This window comes from Candidatus Soleaferrea massiliensis AP7 (genome assembly GCF_000820765.1).
Classification (GTDB): Bacteria; Bacillota; Clostridia; order Oscillospirales; family Ruminococcaceae; genus Soleaferrea; species Soleaferrea massiliensis.
In genome coordinates, this window is record NZ_CCYH01000006.1 from 95,069 (window position 1) to 111,545 (window position 16,477).

Consider the following 16,477-nt stretch of genomic DNA (forward strand, 5'->3'; position numbering starts at 1 on the left):
AGAAAGCCACTGCACGCAGGTGCAGAACATCCGCCGCCCAAGAAAATACTTGACGGCGATAAGCCGTAACATGCCGCACGGGCGGCAAAAGGAGGAACAAACCATTGCGTTTTACAATCGAACAACTTGACGGAAGATACATCCCGGACATGGTTGAAATAGAGAAGGAGTGCTTCTCCGCACCATGGAGCTATGAGAGCTTCGCGCAGGAGCTGGTAAACCGCATGGCGGTTTACTCTGTGGCGGTCAGCGATAAACGGTGCGTCGGCTATATGGGAATGCACCACATCATCGACGAAGGATATATCACGAACATCGCCGTGACAAACGGGGCGCGCCGCCACGGCGTGGCGACCGCGCTGATGGAACAGATGCTTACATATGCCCGGAAGAGCGGCCTTAGGATGATGAGCCTGGAGGTGCGCCAGAGCAATCAGGTTGCCATCGATTTTTATCGGAAGCATGGCTTTGAGATCGTTGGCTTCCGGAAGAACTATTACACGAATCCAACCGAGGACGGTCACATCATGACCAAAATCCTGTTAAACGGATAAAGAAAGCATAGAAGCGGGAGAAATCTCCCGTCAAAACAGAGATGGAGGGATTCTGTTGAGGATACTGGGAATAGAAAGCAGCTGTGATGAGACCGCCTGCGCCGTCGTCGAGGACGGCCGGAAGATCCTTTCCAATGTGGTCAACTCGCAGATCGAGGAACATAAAATCTACGGCGGCGTCGTGCCGGAAATCGCCTCGCGTATGCACACCGAAGCGATAGGCGCGGTCTGCCGCGAAGCGCTTGACAAAGCCGGACTGACGCTCGATGATATCGACGCGCTGGCCGTGACCTACGCCCCCGGGCTGATCGGCGCGCTGCTCGTCGGCGTCAACTTTGCAAAATCGCTGGGCTTTGCGGCAAATAAGCCGCTGATCCCGGTACACCATATCCGCGGGCACATTGCGGCGAACTATCTGAGTTTCCCTCAGCTTGCGCCGCCGTTCATCTGCCTGGTGGTTTCGGGCGGACACACCAACATCGTCGAGGTGCTGTCCTATACCGACTTCAAGATCCTTGCGAGAACCCGCGACGACGCGGCCGGCGAGGCGTTTGACAAGGTCGCGCGCAGCCTCGGATTTCCATATCCGGGCGGTATATATATCGATAAAGCGGCAAAACTAGGCAGGGAGGATGCGTTCAGATTGCCGCATCCAAAGGTCGAAGGCTCGCCGTATGATTTCAGCTTTTCAGGACTCAAAACCTTTGTTCTGAACACCGTGAACCACGCAAAGCAGAAAGGGCAGGAGCTGAATGCCAATGATCTCGCGGCATCGTTTCAGAAAACGGTCTGCGATATGCTGGTTTCCCGGCTGATGCAGCTGACGGCACAGAAGGGATACCGGGATGTGGTCGTGGCCGGCGGTGTGTCGGCAAACAGCGGGCTGCGAGAAAAATTGCAGTCTGAAACGAAGCGTCTGTCACTGAATTTATACATCCCGCCGCTCTCGCTGTGCGGGGACAATGCGGCGATGATCGCTTCACAGGGCTATTATGAGTATCTTGCAGGAAATCTTGCAGATTTATCGCTGAATGGTTGTTCAAGCTTACCAATTGAACAGAGTTATATTTGTGCGCAATGCTGATTTTTCGAAAATCAAGGCACATTGTGATATTTTTAACCATTTGCTGTTGACGGCTGATTCTTTTTATTGTATAATAACTTTAGCTTTATATCTGCCTAAATTTGCAATCTTCAGATTCAGAAATTGCAAAAAGGATAAAAAAGAATCATCCGCATCACGAATTTCTGTGCAATATTTTACAGGGATTCGAGTAAAAAATTTATAGAATTGAGAGGAGTCTTATCATTATGTTGACGAATAACAAAAACGTACTGAAATGGGTCGACGAAATGGTTGCACTGACCAAACCGGATCAGGTTGTCTGGATCGACGGCAGCGAAGAACAGCTGAACGACCTGCGCGCACAGGCGGAAGCTTCCGGCGAAATGCTGAAGCTAAACCAGGAAAAACTGCCGGGCTGCTATCTGCACCGCACCGCGGTCAACGACGTCGCACGTGTGGAAGGCCGTACCTTCATCTGCTCCAGAAAGGAAGAGGATGCAGGCCCGACCAACAACTGGATGGACCCGAAGGAAGCGTATGCGAAGCTCGGCGAAATCTTCGAAGGCAGCATGAAGGGCCGCACCATGTATGTCATCCCGTACTGCATGGGACCGATCGGTTCTCCATTCTCCAAAGTCGGCGTCGAGGTTACCGACTCCATCTATGTCGTTCTGAACATGGATATCATGACCAGAATGGGCAAAGCCGCTTTTGATCAGCTGGGCGACGAGAGCAACGACTTCGTAAGAGGCCTGCACTCCAAGGCAGAGCTTGACGATCAGAAACGCTACATCTGCCACTTCCCGGAAGACAACACCATCTGGTCGGTCAACTCCGGTTACGGCGGCAACGTGCTCCTCGGCAAAAAATGCTTTGCACTCAGAATCGCATCCTATCAGGGCAAACAGGAAGGCTGGATGGCGGAACATATGCTGATCCTCGGCCTCGAAAACCCGCAGGGCGATGTGAAATATATTGCGGCGGCGTTCCCGTCCGCATGCGGCAAGACCAACCTGGCTATGCTGATTCCGCCGGAATTCTACAGCAAGCAGGGCTACAAGGTCTGGACGGTCGGCGACGACATCGCCTGGATGAGAATCGGCGACGACGGACGCCTGTGGGCAATCAACCCGGAGAACGGATTCTTCGGCGTCGCACCGGGCACCAATGTCAAATCCAACCCGAACGCGCTGGAATCCACCAAGAAGGGCACCATCTTCACCAACGTTGTGCATGATCTGGACAACAACACGGTTTGGTGGGAAGGCCTTGACAAGAACCCGCCGAAGAACGCTCTGAACTGGAAGGGCGAGAAGTGGGACTGCGAAGCAGGCGAAAAGGGCGCGCATCCGAACAGCCGCTTCACCGCGCCGGCAGAAAACTGCCCGTGCATCAGCTCCGAATTCTCCAACCCGCAGGGCGTGCCGATCTCCGCGATCGTATTTGGCGGCAGACGCGCGAAGACCGCTCCGCTGGTTTACCAGTCCTATGACTGGGAGCATGGCGTATTCGTCGGCTCCATCATGGCTTCCGAGACGACCGCTGCAGCTGCCGGCGCAGTCGGCGTTGTCCGCCGCGACCCGATGGCGATGCTGCCGTTCTGCGGATACCACATGGGCGACTACTTCCAGCACTGGCTCGAGATGGGCAGGAAGCTCGGCGACAAAGCGCCGAAGATCTTCAACGTCAACTGGTTCCGCACCGACGATGAAGGCCACTTCATCTGGCCGGGATTCGGCGACAACATGCGTGTCCTGATGTGGATTCTCGACCGCTGCGAAGGCAAAGCGGACGCGGTTGAAACTCCGATCGGCTATGAGCCGAAGGCTGAGGACATCAACATCGAGGGTCTGGATATCGATCTCGGTACCGTCAAAGGCCTGCTCGAGGTTGACAAGGATCTCTGGAAAGAGGATGCGGCCGGCATCACCGAGTTCTATGCGAAGTTTGGCGACAAGCTGCCGAAGGAACTCAAGGATCAGCTTGCAGCGCTCAAAGAGAGACTGGACAAATAAGCTTCATAATTATAAAGCCCTGTCTGCCGTACGGCAGACAGGGCTTTTCAGTTGTAGTTTTAGCGCAACAAAACCACCGGCTCTGCCGGAGAGAATAAAAAGCTTTACTTTCAGGATAGAGGGAAGCGAATGACAACGATCATTTCGCCCAAAGTGAGAAAGCTATAGAGATATAACTGCTTGAGCGGCTGCGGTGCGTGTGATGCAGATGACGGTTATGGAGTGCCTCTTAAGAGACCGGCCGGTATGATGCCCCTCCAGGACCGGTGCATACCACCAGTTGAACGGGTGGTTTTAATTTGCCAAGAGACGGCATCCGCTCCGATGAAATTCTGCCGAGGTTGTCTTTTGAACGGTTTTGCGGTATAATATACGTATTGTCTGTTTGGAAAATATGTCAATGCGGAACCTTGCGGGCCGGGAATGTGGTCTTTTCCGCATGGATGAAAAAGAAAAGAGGTGTTTGTTTGAGGATCGTTTTGGTGATGGATTGCTTTGATCAGCTGAACAATGGAACCAGTATGACCGCCTATCGCTTTGCCGACACATTGCGGAAGAACGGTCATGAGGTGCGGGTCGTGACGGCCGGAACGCCTGGAAAGGACAAATACATCGCGAAGGAAAAGCATTGGCCGATCGCGTCCTGGTTCGCGCACCGGCAGGGCTTTGCATTTGCAAAATCCGACAAGGATCTGTTCCGGCGGGCGTTTGAAGGTGCGGATGTCGTACACTTTCTGCTGTCCCTGCCGTTTGAGTGCTGCGGTGCTAAGATTGCCCGGGAAATGGGCATCCCGGCTTCGGCCGCGTTTCATCTGCAGCCGCAGAATATTACCTATAACATCCACTGCAGCAGGATGGACTGGCTGTCCAGGAGCATCTACCGGCTGTTCAACCGCACGTTTTATAAAAATTTCGATCATATCCACTGCCCGTCACAGTTCATTGCCGATCAGCTGGTAAAGAACGGTTATCAGGCAAAGCTGCATGTGATTTCAAACGGCGTGGACGACGACTTTGTGCCGCTTGAGGATGTGAAGAAGCCGGACGACGGATTGTTCCACATCCTGATGGTGGGACGGCTTTCCCCGGAGAAGCGGCAGACCGTCCTGCTGAAAGCGGCCGCGCTTTCGAAATATGCCGACCGCATCCAGCTTCATCTGGCGGGCCGCGGCCCGATGAAGCATCGGCTGATGCGCATGGGGCACAAGCTCAAACATCCGCCGGTGATCGGGTTCTACTCCAAAGAGGATTTGATCCGGCTCGAGAACAGCTGTGATCTGTATGTGCACGCGTCGGTCATCGAGATCGAGGCGATCTCCTGCATGGAGGCATTTTCCTGCGGCCTGGTGCCGGTCATCTGCAACGCGCAGCAGTCGGCCACGCCGCAGTTTGCGCTTGACGGCCGCAGCCTGTTTATTCCCGACGACCCGGTGGACCTTGCAAGGAAGATCGATTACTGGATCGAGCATCCCGACGAGAAGGAGCAAATGTCGAAGGCCTATGCCGAAGAGGGAAACCTTTACCGCATTGAGCAGTCGATCAGGGCGGCTGAGCGGATGTTCGAGGAGACTGTTCGGGATTATCATGCCAAGCACAGAAATGCGGCGGAAGTTTCTATGGCTGAGAAGCATGAAAGGGACGGTGAAGCATGAAGCAGCAGTTCGATAAACCGCTGATCAGTTCGAATCCCATTTTCCGGATGCTGACAGGCCTGTTCTATCATGGGTTTGTCATCCCCATCCTGTTTTTGATAGACCATCTGTTCTTTGGAATGCGTGTGCGCGGGCGAAAGCAGCTCAAAAAGGTGAAGGGAAGCGGCGCGGTTGTGGTCTGCAACCACATCCATAATTTTGACTGCACCTTCCTGGGGATGCTGTGCTGGCCGCGCAAGCCGGTGTTCACCGGTATGGAGGAGCTGTTTGGCTGGCCGGTGGTCGGACGGCTGATCCATATTCTCGGCTGCGTGCCGGTCCCGCGTTCGGTGGCGCATACCCGTCAGTTTCTCGATGAGATGGCCGCGGCGGCGCGGGATGAGAATCGCATCATCTGTGTGTATCCCGAAGGGGAGCTGATCGCGTACTGCCCGGCGCTGCGCGGGTTTAAGGACGGCGCGTTCACGATAGCCGCGCGCGCAGGCGTGCCGGTTGTCCCGGCCATCATCACGCAGGAGAAGCCGCGCGGTATCCTGAAGCTCTACAAGCGCAAGCCCTGCCTGACGGTGCATGCCGGGGAACCGGTCTATCCGCAGGATACAGGCTCCACTCGCCAAACAGCCCGGCAGCTGCGCGACGAGGTGTATGCTCGGATGTCGTTTATGCAGCGCCATCCAATACGGCATCCGCAGCCGGAGGACCAGCGCGAATCCGCCTGACAGAAAAATTAAAAACGCTCTGGAGTTTCATCTCCAGAGCGTTTTTTGATGTTTGGGGATATCGCTTTGTGTGATTTTAGGTGCTGGTAAAAATACTTGCTCATCCGGCATGGACGGACGGCACAGCACGCGGATACGGGCGGACGGTCAAAGCGTGGTGTTTTCATCGACGGTCTGATAGTATCCCGGCAGAAATTCCTCTAGAAAGATGTCCACCTCCGGCGCGTGGAAGCCGGTGACCGCCTGATAGATCGACTCCTTGGCATTGGTAAATTCCCGGTTTCCTGCCTTCTCCTCCTCAATACACTTGATGTATGCGCTGAGCTTATCGGCATATTTGACCAGCTTCAGGCAGATTTCATCCGATTCATCCGGGAGCGCGACCGCGGTGAAGTCGGCGCGCAGGTCTTGGGGCAGCATGGAGAGCAGCTTTTCACCGGACAGCCGTTCCAGCTCCTTATAGGATCGGTTGATCGCAGGATTGTAGTACTTAACCGGCGTCGGCAGGTCACCGGTCAAAATTTCACTGATGTCGTGGTACATCGCAGTCACGGCGACACGGTTCACATCGATCTGTCCGCCGAGACGCCGGTTGTGAATGACCGCCAGCGCATGCGCAATCATGGCGGTTTCGAGGGAGTGCTCGGCAAGGTTTTCTTCCCGCGTATTGCGCATCAGCCCCCAGCGGGTGATGTATTTCATGCGGGAGAGCATCGCGAAAAAGTTGGAAGGTTTCATCGGCTGTGCTCCTTTCCTGTAGAAAATGTTCTTATATCATGATGATGAATTCAGCACCGCTGCGGCATGGTCATCATGGATGCAGTCCTCAGTTCCAGGCTTTACGCCGTTCAAACAAATCGGCAGGGACATATACAGAAATGGAATTCACCTCCTGACGCTCAGGAGGTGAATTTTTTTGTGTCGGAGCTTGGCGGCGAATCCGATGATGGTACTCTGTCAGCCTTAGCGGCGAGCATGGAGCGAATGACACATCCATGAAAACGATTGAAATTGAACTGCCTCAGCAGCTGCAGCGATATTCCTCAGGTTTTTCAGCCCTTTTAAGAGATGAAGGCAACGATGTGCTGATTCATATCATCGCCGGTTTAACAGGAGACTTGGACGATAGGATGCGCGCCGGACGCTGCCGAAGGGATGTTCCATCGATCCGGTTTTATATCTTTGCAAGGTTCATTTTGCTTTTGAAGCCGACCCGATCAAGCGCGAAACCAACGACATAGTAGAGCACCAGGCTGCCGACCGGCTGGGTAAGCCCGGTCAGAATGCCGGCGAGCGGGGCGATCCAGTTGCCGACCAGCACAACGTCGGCAAGATAGTAGCCGATGGTGCAGATCACGCCGCCGACCACCGCCATCAGCAGGTTTCGTTTTGAGAGGATTTTCGGTCCCTTGCAGGAGAAGGGCGCCGCCATCAGCGGCTTGATGATCATGGTCGGGATGATCCAGATATATGCGCCGGTCAGCGCGTCCGCAAGCCCCGCGCCCACCGCGGATGCGATACAGGCGAGCGGGGTTGGCAGGAAGCTGGCCGCCAGATAGATAAACGCGTCCCCTAAATGCACATATCCGCCGTTGAAGCCGGTCGGGATGTGGAACAGGTACGCGGTGGTGACAAAGATCAGCGCTGCGAAGACGGCGGAAAAGGTGAGTTGTTTGGTTGTGATTTTCACGTGGCAAAACTCCTTATAATTTTTTTAAGAACGGCTCGAAGAGGATGCCGTCCATAATCGGCGTGTTGTTTTGATAGGTGAAGGCAATCACTTCTGCGATGAAGTCGCAGGCTTTTTTCAGCGCGGCAGGCAGCTCGCCGCCCTTGGCAAGCTCCCCGCAGACGATGGTCGCAAAGACGTCGCCGGTGCCGGGATAGCTCGTGTGGATGTGTTCGGTGTCATAGGAGCTGAATTCACCCAGAGCCCGGTCGTATGCAAGGTTTGAAATGATGTGCCTGGACTTCATGATGCCGGTGATGATGACCTTACCTGGCCCTTTGGCCGAAAGCTTTTTGGCAAGCTCCTTGGCAAGGTCCATGTCAATGTCCTCGCCGGTATACGGCGTGTCGGTCAGGATGCAGCTCTCGGTCACATTCGGCGTGATGATGTCGGCGAGTGTAATCAGCTGTTTCATGCTGTCGCACATCTGCTTCGAGTAGGTCGAATAGATGTGCCCGTTGTCGGCCATGACCGGGTCGACCAGCACAAGGCTGCCCTCACGGAAGGATTCGATGAAGCGGCGCACCAGCCCAATCTGCGCATCCGAGCCTAAAAAGCCGGTGAAGATCATATCGAACGAGAGGCCGAGCTTCTTCCATTCCCTTGCATAAGGCGCCATGCGGTCGGTGAAGTCGTCGAAAAAATAGCTCTCATAGCCGGTATGGTTTGAAAGGATCGCGGTTGGAAGCGGGCAGCACTGCACGCCCATCACCGACAAAATCGGGATGGCCACCGTCAGGGAGCATCTTCCGAAGCCGGACAGGTCGTTGATTGCCGCCACTTTGGGACAGATCGGGTTCATGGGCACATCATCCTCCAAAACCATGTTTTTATAGAAAGCACAGGCGATAGAATCCGCTGTGCCGTGTCATGATACGCATCACAACATGGATAACACGCATTATTATAAAACATTTGCAGGAAAATTGCAAAAGAATTGCCGGTTTGGGTGTGCGCTTTGTGATAACCGCCGCGAAAAGACGGCATTGTCCGCATAATTATTGGTGACATTACCAACACTATTTCTGAGAAAAACGACTTTACATGTTCTTTACAAAGGCCTTACTGCGCTTTGCTTTTTGAAAATCTCAAAACGCAGTATCATAAAGACACACCGAAAGAACAGCGGTTGATACCCGGGTCCCTTTTCGGTTCAACAAGACGATTCGAAGAAATTCAGAGAACAAGGAGATAGAACGATATGAAGAAATTACTTTCCATTCTGATGTGCGCATGCATGCTGCCCCTGGCCCTGACAGGCTGCTCCAATGACGGTGCGGGCACCGGTTCAGGATTGTCGTCGCAGGCCTCTTCTGCGGCATCCTCCCAGGGAAACGAGGCGCTTTCCGGCACCATCAAGCTTTCCGGCTCCACTTCAATGGAAAAGCTGGCCAAAGCGCTTGGCGAGGACTTCACGGCGAAAAACGGCGGCGTGACGGTGGATGTGCAGCTCGGCGGCTCCTCGGCGGCGATCACGAATGTCGGCGACGGCGTGTCCGATATCGGCAACCTGAGCCGCGACCTCAAAGAAAAAGAGAAAGCCATGGGCTTCAACGAATATAAAGTTGCGCTCGACGGCATCGGTGTCATTGTCAATCCGAACAACAAGGTCGAGGACCTGACGCTGGATCAGATTGCGAAGGTATTCACCGGAGAAATCACCAACTGGAGCGAGGTAGGCGGGGATGACGCTGAGATCGTCGTTGTCGGAAGGGAAGCCGGTTCCGGTACCCGCGACGGCTTTGAAAGCATTGTCGGCGTAGGCGAGAAATGCAAATACCGCCAGGAACTCAATGAAACCGGCCAGGTCCAGAATGCGGTTGCCAGCACACCCGGCGCAATCGGCTATGTTTCGACCGACTACATCAACGAAACCGTCAAAGCCCTGAAGGTTGAGGGCGTCTCGCCGTCCGGCGACACCATCAAGGATGGCAGCTACAAGCTTCAGAGGAACTTCATCATGATCACCAAGGGTGAGGAGAAGGCCCAGGTCAAGGCGTTCTTAGACTATATCCTGAGCGATGAAGGCCAGGCGGTTGTCGAGCAGGTCGGCTGCTTCTCGGTCAAATAAGCATCCGGACAGCAAGGTAAGCGGAAATTTCATCGAACCGCCGGGCTCGCAGTCATCGGGCGGAACAGCCTGAAGGCTTCATGAAAATCCGCAGACCGCACCGAACGCACAGCCCGGCCAAACAAAGCTTCATACCGGAGTAAAGATGAAGCGGATAATCCGCAAAGATTTTGACACGGCCTGAAGAATACGGGCAGGATGAGCCGAAGTGGAATGCGGAAAAAATGAAACTTGCTTACAATGAATCGATTACAAGACATCTTACACCATACATGGGGCGGGCATGATCCCGCCCCATTGTGCAGTGGCTATTTCAAGGTCTGCTAGCAAATCTTGAAAAAATGATGGTTCTTTGCACTGCTGTGCAGTGATCGTCTTTTATATTGCCAAGATGCCTTGGCAAGGTGGCAGTTACTCTTTTGCGTGGCCAAAAGAGTAACCAGAAAAGGCCATTCAAGGGGACTGCCGCCCCCTTAAAAATCCCCCAATCACGCAGCTTTTCCGGAATTGGGCAGTTCCTGCGTCGAGATGACGGCAGGCTGCCCGCAATGGCGCGGCTCAGAGGCACCATGTTGCGCAGCGCTTCCCCGTTTCTCTGTTCTGTCGCTGTCAGCTTTGTCTTCCATTCATGCACAGTTCTCGTCTAGCCTCATTGTCCCCACCACGCCATAGCGGGCATTGTTCTTCTCAGGATAAAATAGCATTAAACTTGCTTTCTAATATGGAATTCAGTTACCTCTCAGCTATTAGTTTCGGGGTACCGAAAGATTAAATTTAAACCACAGAATCTTCCGCTGCTAGCTCTGCCCAACCACCCAACTCAAAGCAAAACGCCGCCCGCAGGCGGTCGAAGCAGATAATGGGATATCAGAGGGGGATTTTCAAGGGGGGCCATCTGGCCCTAAGCGGCACACTGTATGGCCCCCCTTGAACGGCCTTTCTTGGTTACTTCTTTGGCCGCGCAAAGAAGTAACTGCCACTTGCCAAGCGATTCTTGGCAAACTAAGCAAGACCGCTGCGCCACAGCGGAAGTAACCACCACATTGCCAAGTGTCACTTGGTAACAACGTAAGGCCGCTGTGCTTCAGCGATAAAAAACCACTTTCTTAAGAAACCTTGACAAACAAAGTTCAGTCGGCCGCGCCTCAGCGGTACAACACACACTTCACAAACATCCTGGAGAATAAAGACAACGCTGACAGACAAACCGCGCCCGGCAAAGACGTTCAGATATCACAGAAACAATTCCCACATCAGATAATCCCCCCACAAAGATGGCACAATTCCAGAGACTGTTTGCGCAGGAGCCGCTTCCGAAGCGGAGCCTGCGGCAAATACCGTTTCTGGAATGATGCCATATCAGGGGCACACTACATATTCCGGGAAATGGCGCCCGGATGATACGGAGGTTCGATTATTTTGGCTGATTCTCTCATCAGGGCAAGAAGAACAAAAAACCGCATGGAACGGGTGTTCGAATGGATCTTTCTGATCTGTGCGTGCGCGGCGATCCTTTCGGTCGTTGTCATCACCGCCTATATGCTGATCTCCGGCGGACCTGCCGTTTTCAAGGTCGGCATCGGGGATTTCCTGTTCGGCACCGAGTGGGCGCCGACCGCATCGGATCCGAAATTCGGCATCCTGCCGATGATCCTCGCGTCGTTGTGCGCCACCTTCGGCGCGATCCTGATCGGCGTGCCGATCGGCATCTTTACGAGCATCTTCCTGAGCAAGATGGCGCCGAAGCGCGCCGCGAAATTCTTAAAATCCGCTGTGGAGCTGCTGGCGGGTATCCCGTCGGTGGTTTATGGATTGATCGGCATGATCATCGTCGTGCCCGCCGTCGCGGCGATCTTCAACCTGCCGACCGGCGCATGCCTGTTTTCGGCCATCATCGTGCTGGCCATTATGATCCTGCCGACCGTCATCTCGATCAGCGAGACCAGCATCCGCGCGGTGCCGGGCTATCTTGAGGAAGCCTCTCTGGGGCTTGGCGCGACGAAGATACAGACCATCTTCAAGGTTGTCATCCCAGCCGCCCGCTCCGGCATCATCACGAGTATCGTGCTCGGCGTGGGCCGCGCGATCGGCGAAACAATGGCGGTCATCATGGTGGCGGGCAACGTTGTGAACCTGCCCGAGCTGTTCGGCAGCGTCCGTTTGATGACCACCGGCATCGTCATGGAGATGTCCTACGCCGACGAGTTCCACAAATCCGTGCTGTTCGCCATCGGCCTGGTGCTATTTGTGTTCATCATGGTCATCAACATCTCGGTGAACACGGTGCTGAAGAAAGCGAGTAAGAAGTATGAGTAATGCAGAGATTTCGGCCGGCAGCCTGACCAAGAAGCGGCTGCGGCTGTCCGATAACGTCCTGAAAGGGCTGATCTGGGCAAGCACCATCCTGACGCTGGCCATCCTGGCGGGCATCGTCATCTATGTGTTTGTACAGGGCCTGCCGTCACTGAGCTGGGATTTCCTTTCGACCGCGCCAAGCGAGCTGAAGGGAACCATCGGCGTGCTGCCGATGATCATCAACACGCTGTACATCGTGGTCATCACGCTGCTGATCTCCACGCCGGTCGGCATCGGCGCGGCCATCTATCTGAGTGAATACGCGAAGAAGGGCAAGCTTGTCAAGCTCATCGAGTTCACCACTGAAATCCTTGCCGGAATCCCGTCGATCATTTACGGCCTGTTCGGCTTCGTCTTCTTCTGCACCTTCATGCAGCTGCAGTATTCGATCATCGCCGGTGCGCTGACCTTGTCGATCATGGTGCTGCCAACCATCATCCGCACGACGCAGGAGTCCTTAAAGTCGGTGCCGTTCTCCTATCGGGAGGGGGCGCTCGGCATGGGCTCAACCAGGTTGCACACCATCCGCACCATCCTGCTGCCCTGTGCGCTGCCCGGCATCCTGTCGGCGGTCATTCTGAGCATCGGCAGGATCGTGGGCGAATCCGCGGCGCTGATCTTTACGGCCGGCATCGGCTACAGCATGCCGCAGAACCTGCTGGGGCATGTGTCCAGCTCTGGCGCGACGCTGACCGTACAGCTGTACCAGTACGCGATGCGCGGCGAAAAGCTCGGTGTGAGCTTCGGCATCGCGGCGGTGCTGATCATCATCGTCATTGTCATCAACTTCGCGGCCAGGATGCTGTCAAAACGGCTTGCCAAGAAGACCGAGGGCGTATCCTGACGCCGGTTCAGAAAAACCTCCGCGGGAACGCGGAGATACAGGAATCCGATTATCATGAGTATGGTGTGAAATGAGGAGGCTATTATAATATGGTACGATTATTCTCGCAGACCAGGACCATTTCCCGGACGGCGGAGATAGAGGTTCCCACAAGCCGCCAAACGGAGCCATCACGGCAGGACGACGAGCTGTCTGCTAAGAAGAAGATCAAAATTTCGGCAAGGGGGCTGAATCTGTACTACGGAGACAACCACGCGCTCAAGGGCATCGATCTGGACATCTTTGAAAACAGGGTGACCGCGCTGATCGGCCCGTCCGGCTGCGGCAAGTCCACCTTTCTGAAGACGCTGAACCGCATGAACGACATCATTGAAGGGGTGCGCATCGAGGGCGATGTGCGGCTGGACGGCGAGGATATCTACGCGCCGAAGGTGGATGTGACGCTGCTGCGCAAACGGGTCGGCATGGTATTCCAGAAGCCGAACCCGTTCCCGATGAGCATCTATGACAACGTGGCGTTCGGCCCGCGCATCCACGGTGTCAAGTCGAAGTCCAAGCTTGATGAGCTGGTGGAACGCTCCATCCGCGGCGCGGCGCTCTGGGATGAGGTCAAGGACCGGCTCAAAAGCTCGGCGATGGGTTTGTCGGGCGGCCAGCAGCAGCGGCTGTGCATTGCGCGCGCGCTGGCGGTCGACCCGCAGGTCATCCTGATGGATGAGCCGACCTCCGCGCTCGACCCGATCTCCACCATGAAGATCGAAGAGCTGATGAGCGAGCTCAAGAAGAAGTACACCGTCGCGATTGTCACGCACAACATGCAGCAGGCGGCGCGCATCTCCGATTACACGGCCTTCTTCCTGGTCGGCGAGATGGTCGAATACACCAATACCGAAAAATTATTCTCGATGCCGGACGACAAGCGCACCGAGGATTATATCACTGGCCGTTTTGGATAAGGGTATGGCTATGTTTTTTTCAGATAATCCAAATACGCCAACAGCAGTTTCCTTTTTTCGGTGTTGAGTAGCAAAAGGCCGGATAACAACGCGTCTGTCGTCATCGAGCCGCAAAATGGTTTCATCAGCCTGTCAAGCGAATATTGGTATGCAGTCAAACCCAAAAGATAATCTGTACTGCAGTCATAAAACTCTGCAAGAACCGGCAGATACCGCAAAGGAAGCTGTCGGATGCCCATTTCATAACTGGAATAAGTTTGCTGATAGATGCCCAAGGTCTCCGCAACCTGTTTCTGCGTACAATCATGGTCTTCCCGCAAATCTCGCATTCTTTTGAATAGTTGTTCCATGCTGCATTTCCCTTTCCTTGAACCTGATACTGGGTAGTAGTTTTCCTTCATTGTAGCAGAACAAAAGTTTAAAATAGATACCAAGTGGTATCTACTGCGGTAAAAATATCAAAAAGAGCAGCCGCAAGAATGTTCATCGAAAATGCGGGCAAAGAATCGGGACAGAACAACTCTGTAGGAAGATAAAGGGCAGAATCAGGGAGGAAATGCGGTCGAAAGAAATAAGAGGGAACGGGCGTTAGAAGGGCGGATATCCCCCATGAATCATTTCTGCAACAAAAACAGGCCGAGACAAAAAGCAGCCATTCTTTAAACCCGGCCGGCGGATAAGCCGAGAACCGTGCTTGCCGTACGGTTTGGACCGATCTTTCCACAGGATGCCATGCATGCTGTGGAAAACACTACAAAGGAGGACCTGGAACGATGCCTACACGTTCACATTTTGACCACGAGCTGGAGCTTATGAACATCGACCTGATCAAGATGGGGTCGATGATCGAAGAGGCCATCGCAAAATCCATCAAGGCGCTCGAGGCCGGCAGCAAAAACCTGGCGCTCGAGGTCATTGAGGATGACAGCAAGGTGGATGACCTTGAAAAGGCGATTGAAAGAAGATGCATGCGCCTGCTGCTGCGCCAGCAGCCGGTGGCGAAGGACCTGCGCGCGATATCGACGGCGCTGAAGATGATCACCGACATCGAACGCATCGGGGACCAGGCGGCGGACATTGCGGATTTGTCGCTGCGCTTCCAGAACGGGCTGGATGTCCGCGTGGCAGAGCACATCCCGCAGATGGCCCGCATCGCGGTTGAGATGGTGCGTGACAGCATCGAATCGTTCGTCAAGAACGACCTCGACCTTGCCAGGGCGACCATGAAACGGGACGACGACGCGGACGATCTGTTCAACATCGTCAAGAATGAGCTGATTGAGAGCATCATCACCTCCAAGGAGAATGCCGATGAGATCATCGACTGCATGATGATCGCGAAGTATCTCGAGCGCATCGGCGACCATGCGGTCAACATCTGCGAATGGGTGGTGTTTTATTCCACCGGCCTACACAAAAAAACGCAGATTCTGTAACATCGCTTTGCTATACTATCATCAGACAACCGTCGGAAAGGTGTGAAGGCAGTGGAGGAAAAGGAACTCATCTATGTGTGCGAGGACGAGGAGAACATCCGGGAGCTGATCCGGTGTACCCTGCAGGCGTTCCAGTATGAAAGCGAAACCTTCGAGTCCGCCGAAGCGCTTTTGAAGGCCTGTGCCGAAAAGCCGCCCAGGCTGGTCCTGCTGGACATCATGCTGCCGGGCATCGACGGCGTCGAGGCGCTGCGCCGGCTCAAGCTGAGCGCGCAGACCAAAGAAACCCCGGTCATCATGCTGACCGCGAAGGGCAGCGAGGTGGATAAGGTGACCGCGCTCGACGCGGGCGCGGACGACTACATCATGAAGCCGTTCGGCATCCTCGAGCTGACAGCGCGCATCCGCACGGTGCTCAGAAGGGTGTACGCCGCGCGCAGCGAGCTGCCGGGCAGAAAGCGGATATCGGACATCGAGCTGGACATTTTCAAGCACGAGGTCACGGTAAGCGGGAGGAAGGTTGAACTGACCCTGAAGGAATACGAGCTGCTCAAGACGCTGATGATGAACGCGCCGCGGGTGCTGGGCCGCGACATGCTGCTCAACGAGGTGTGGGGCTACGACTTTGCCGGGGAGACAAGGACGCTCGACATGCATATCCGCACGCTGCGCGCCAAGATCGGCGACGAGGCCGAGCATCCCCGCTACATAAAGACGGTGCGCGGCGTCGGCTATCAATTTCTGGATGAAACCGCCGGATAAACCGGAACATAACGCGAATCGGCCGAAAGAGCGCCATTCTTTCTGAAAAGGGTGGACGAAAGCGGCCGGATCGGGTACAATAGATAGAAAAGAACAGCCACCATCTGGAAAGAAGACGGTGGTTTTTTTATGAACCGGGCCAAATCTGTTCAGATAAACTGGGACTTTGTTACGTTAACATAAAAAGCAGTCCCGCAGCGGCTTTCCTTTCCGCCATAGGCGGGGAAGAAAGCCGAAAAGACGGAAATTTTATGAGAGAGGTGCCCCTTTGAAACCGGAGTCATATGTTAACTTGGCGGTGTCTATTTGGATCAGGGA

Annotated in this window: 15 protein-coding genes; 11 read left to right on the forward strand and 4 right to left on the reverse strand. The window is 54.6% G+C overall.

All coding sequences use genetic code 11. The features are described 5' to 3' along the window. The first annotated feature begins 104 nt into the window (after positions 1-104). The 5 genes from rimI (at position 105) to BN348_RS01560 (ending at position 6,006) form a co-directional block, all read left to right on the forward strand. Positions 105-554 (forward strand): ribosomal protein S18-alanine N-acetyltransferase, encoded by a 450-nt coding sequence (gene rimI, locus BN348_RS01540; protein ID WP_040195767.1) that lies wholly within the window; start codon positions 105-107, stop codon positions 552-554. A gap of 55 nt (positions 555-609) precedes the next feature. Next, the gene (gene tsaD / locus BN348_RS01545; protein WP_040195768.1) at positions 610-1,638 is read left to right on the forward strand and encodes a tRNA (adenosine(37)-N6)-threonylcarbamoyltransferase complex transferase subunit TsaD; all 1,029 of its coding nucleotides are present in this window, start codon (positions 610-612) and stop codon (positions 1,636-1,638) included. Between the two features lie 230 nt (positions 1,639-1,868). Next, positions 1,869-3,635 (forward strand): phosphoenolpyruvate carboxykinase (GTP), encoded by a 1,767-nt coding sequence (locus BN348_RS01550; protein ID WP_040195786.1) that lies wholly within the window; start codon positions 1,869-1,871, stop codon positions 3,633-3,635. Between the two features lie 485 nt (positions 3,636-4,120). After that, positions 4,121-5,287 (forward strand): glycosyltransferase, encoded by a 1,167-nt coding sequence (locus tag BN348_RS01555; RefSeq protein WP_197068254.1) that lies wholly within the window; start codon positions 4,121-4,123, stop codon positions 5,285-5,287. Beyond that, positions 5,284-6,006 (forward strand): lysophospholipid acyltransferase family protein, encoded by a 723-nt coding sequence (locus BN348_RS01560; RefSeq protein ID WP_040195769.1) that lies wholly within the window; start codon positions 5,284-5,286, stop codon positions 6,004-6,006. Before BN348_RS01555 ends, BN348_RS01560 begins: the two co-directional genes overlap by 4 nt. Before the next feature lie 147 nt (positions 6,007-6,153). On the opposite strand, the gene yfbR is transcribed toward BN348_RS01560, so the two are convergent. From yfbR to BN348_RS01575, 3 genes are all read right to left on the reverse strand, one after another. Beyond that, positions 6,154-6,744 carry a 5'-deoxynucleotidase gene (gene yfbR / locus BN348_RS01565; RefSeq protein WP_040195770.1) on the reverse strand — a complete coding sequence of 197 codons (591 nt, stop codon included), beginning with the start codon at positions 6,742-6,744 and terminating at the stop codon, positions 6,154-6,156. A 436-nt stretch (positions 6,745-7,180) separates the two neighbouring features. Next, positions 7,181-7,696, reverse strand: a complete 516-nt coding sequence (locus BN348_RS01570) for a TIGR04002 family protein (protein WP_040195772.1) — start codon at positions 7,694-7,696, stop codon at positions 7,181-7,183. Between the two features lie 13 nt (positions 7,697-7,709). Continuing rightward, positions 7,710-8,537, reverse strand: coding sequence for a pyridoxamine kinase (locus BN348_RS01575; protein WP_040195773.1), 828 nt, complete (start codon positions 8,535-8,537; stop codon positions 7,710-7,712). Positions 8,538-8,936: 399 nt separating this feature from the next. On the opposite strand from BN348_RS01575, the gene BN348_RS01580 reads away from it, so the two are divergent. From BN348_RS01580 to pstB, 4 genes are all read left to right on the forward strand, one after another. After that, a complete protein-coding gene (locus tag BN348_RS01580) occupies positions 8,937-9,806 on the forward strand; it encodes a phosphate ABC transporter substrate-binding protein (RefSeq protein WP_040195774.1) in 870 nt (289 codons plus the stop codon). 1,419 nt (positions 9,807-11,225) lie between these two features. Then, positions 11,226-12,122 carry a phosphate ABC transporter permease subunit PstC gene (gene pstC / locus BN348_RS01585; RefSeq protein ID WP_420885249.1) on the forward strand — a complete coding sequence of 299 codons (897 nt, stop codon included), beginning with the start codon at positions 11,226-11,228 and terminating at the stop codon, positions 12,120-12,122. Beyond that, positions 12,115-13,005, forward strand: coding sequence for a phosphate ABC transporter permease PstA (gene pstA, locus BN348_RS01590; protein ID WP_040195775.1), 891 nt, complete (start codon positions 12,115-12,117; stop codon positions 13,003-13,005). Before pstC ends, pstA begins: the two co-directional genes overlap by 8 nt. Before the next feature lie 89 nt (positions 13,006-13,094). Beyond that, positions 13,095-13,961, forward strand: a complete 867-nt coding sequence (gene pstB, locus BN348_RS01595; RefSeq protein ID WP_082020729.1) for a phosphate ABC transporter ATP-binding protein PstB — start codon at positions 13,095-13,097, stop codon at positions 13,959-13,961. Between the two features lie 8 nt (positions 13,962-13,969). Here the strand turns inward: pstB and BN348_RS14355 are convergent, their stop codons facing one another. Then, positions 13,970-14,311, reverse strand: coding sequence for a helix-turn-helix domain-containing protein (locus BN348_RS14355; RefSeq protein ID WP_040195776.1), 342 nt, complete (start codon positions 14,309-14,311; stop codon positions 13,970-13,972). Between the two features lie 423 nt (positions 14,312-14,734). On the opposite strand from BN348_RS14355, the gene phoU reads away from it, so the two are divergent. After that, positions 14,735-15,397: a phosphate signaling complex protein PhoU gene (phoU, locus tag BN348_RS01605; protein WP_040195777.1), complete on the forward strand. Its 663-nt coding sequence runs from the start codon at positions 14,735-14,737 to the stop codon at positions 15,395-15,397. Positions 15,398-15,448: 51 nt separating this feature from the next. Beyond that, the gene (locus BN348_RS01610; RefSeq protein WP_040195778.1) at positions 15,449-16,159 is read left to right on the forward strand and encodes a response regulator transcription factor; all 711 of its coding nucleotides are present in this window, start codon (positions 15,449-15,451) and stop codon (positions 16,157-16,159) included. The last annotated feature ends 318 nt before the right edge of the window (positions 16,160-16,477 follow it).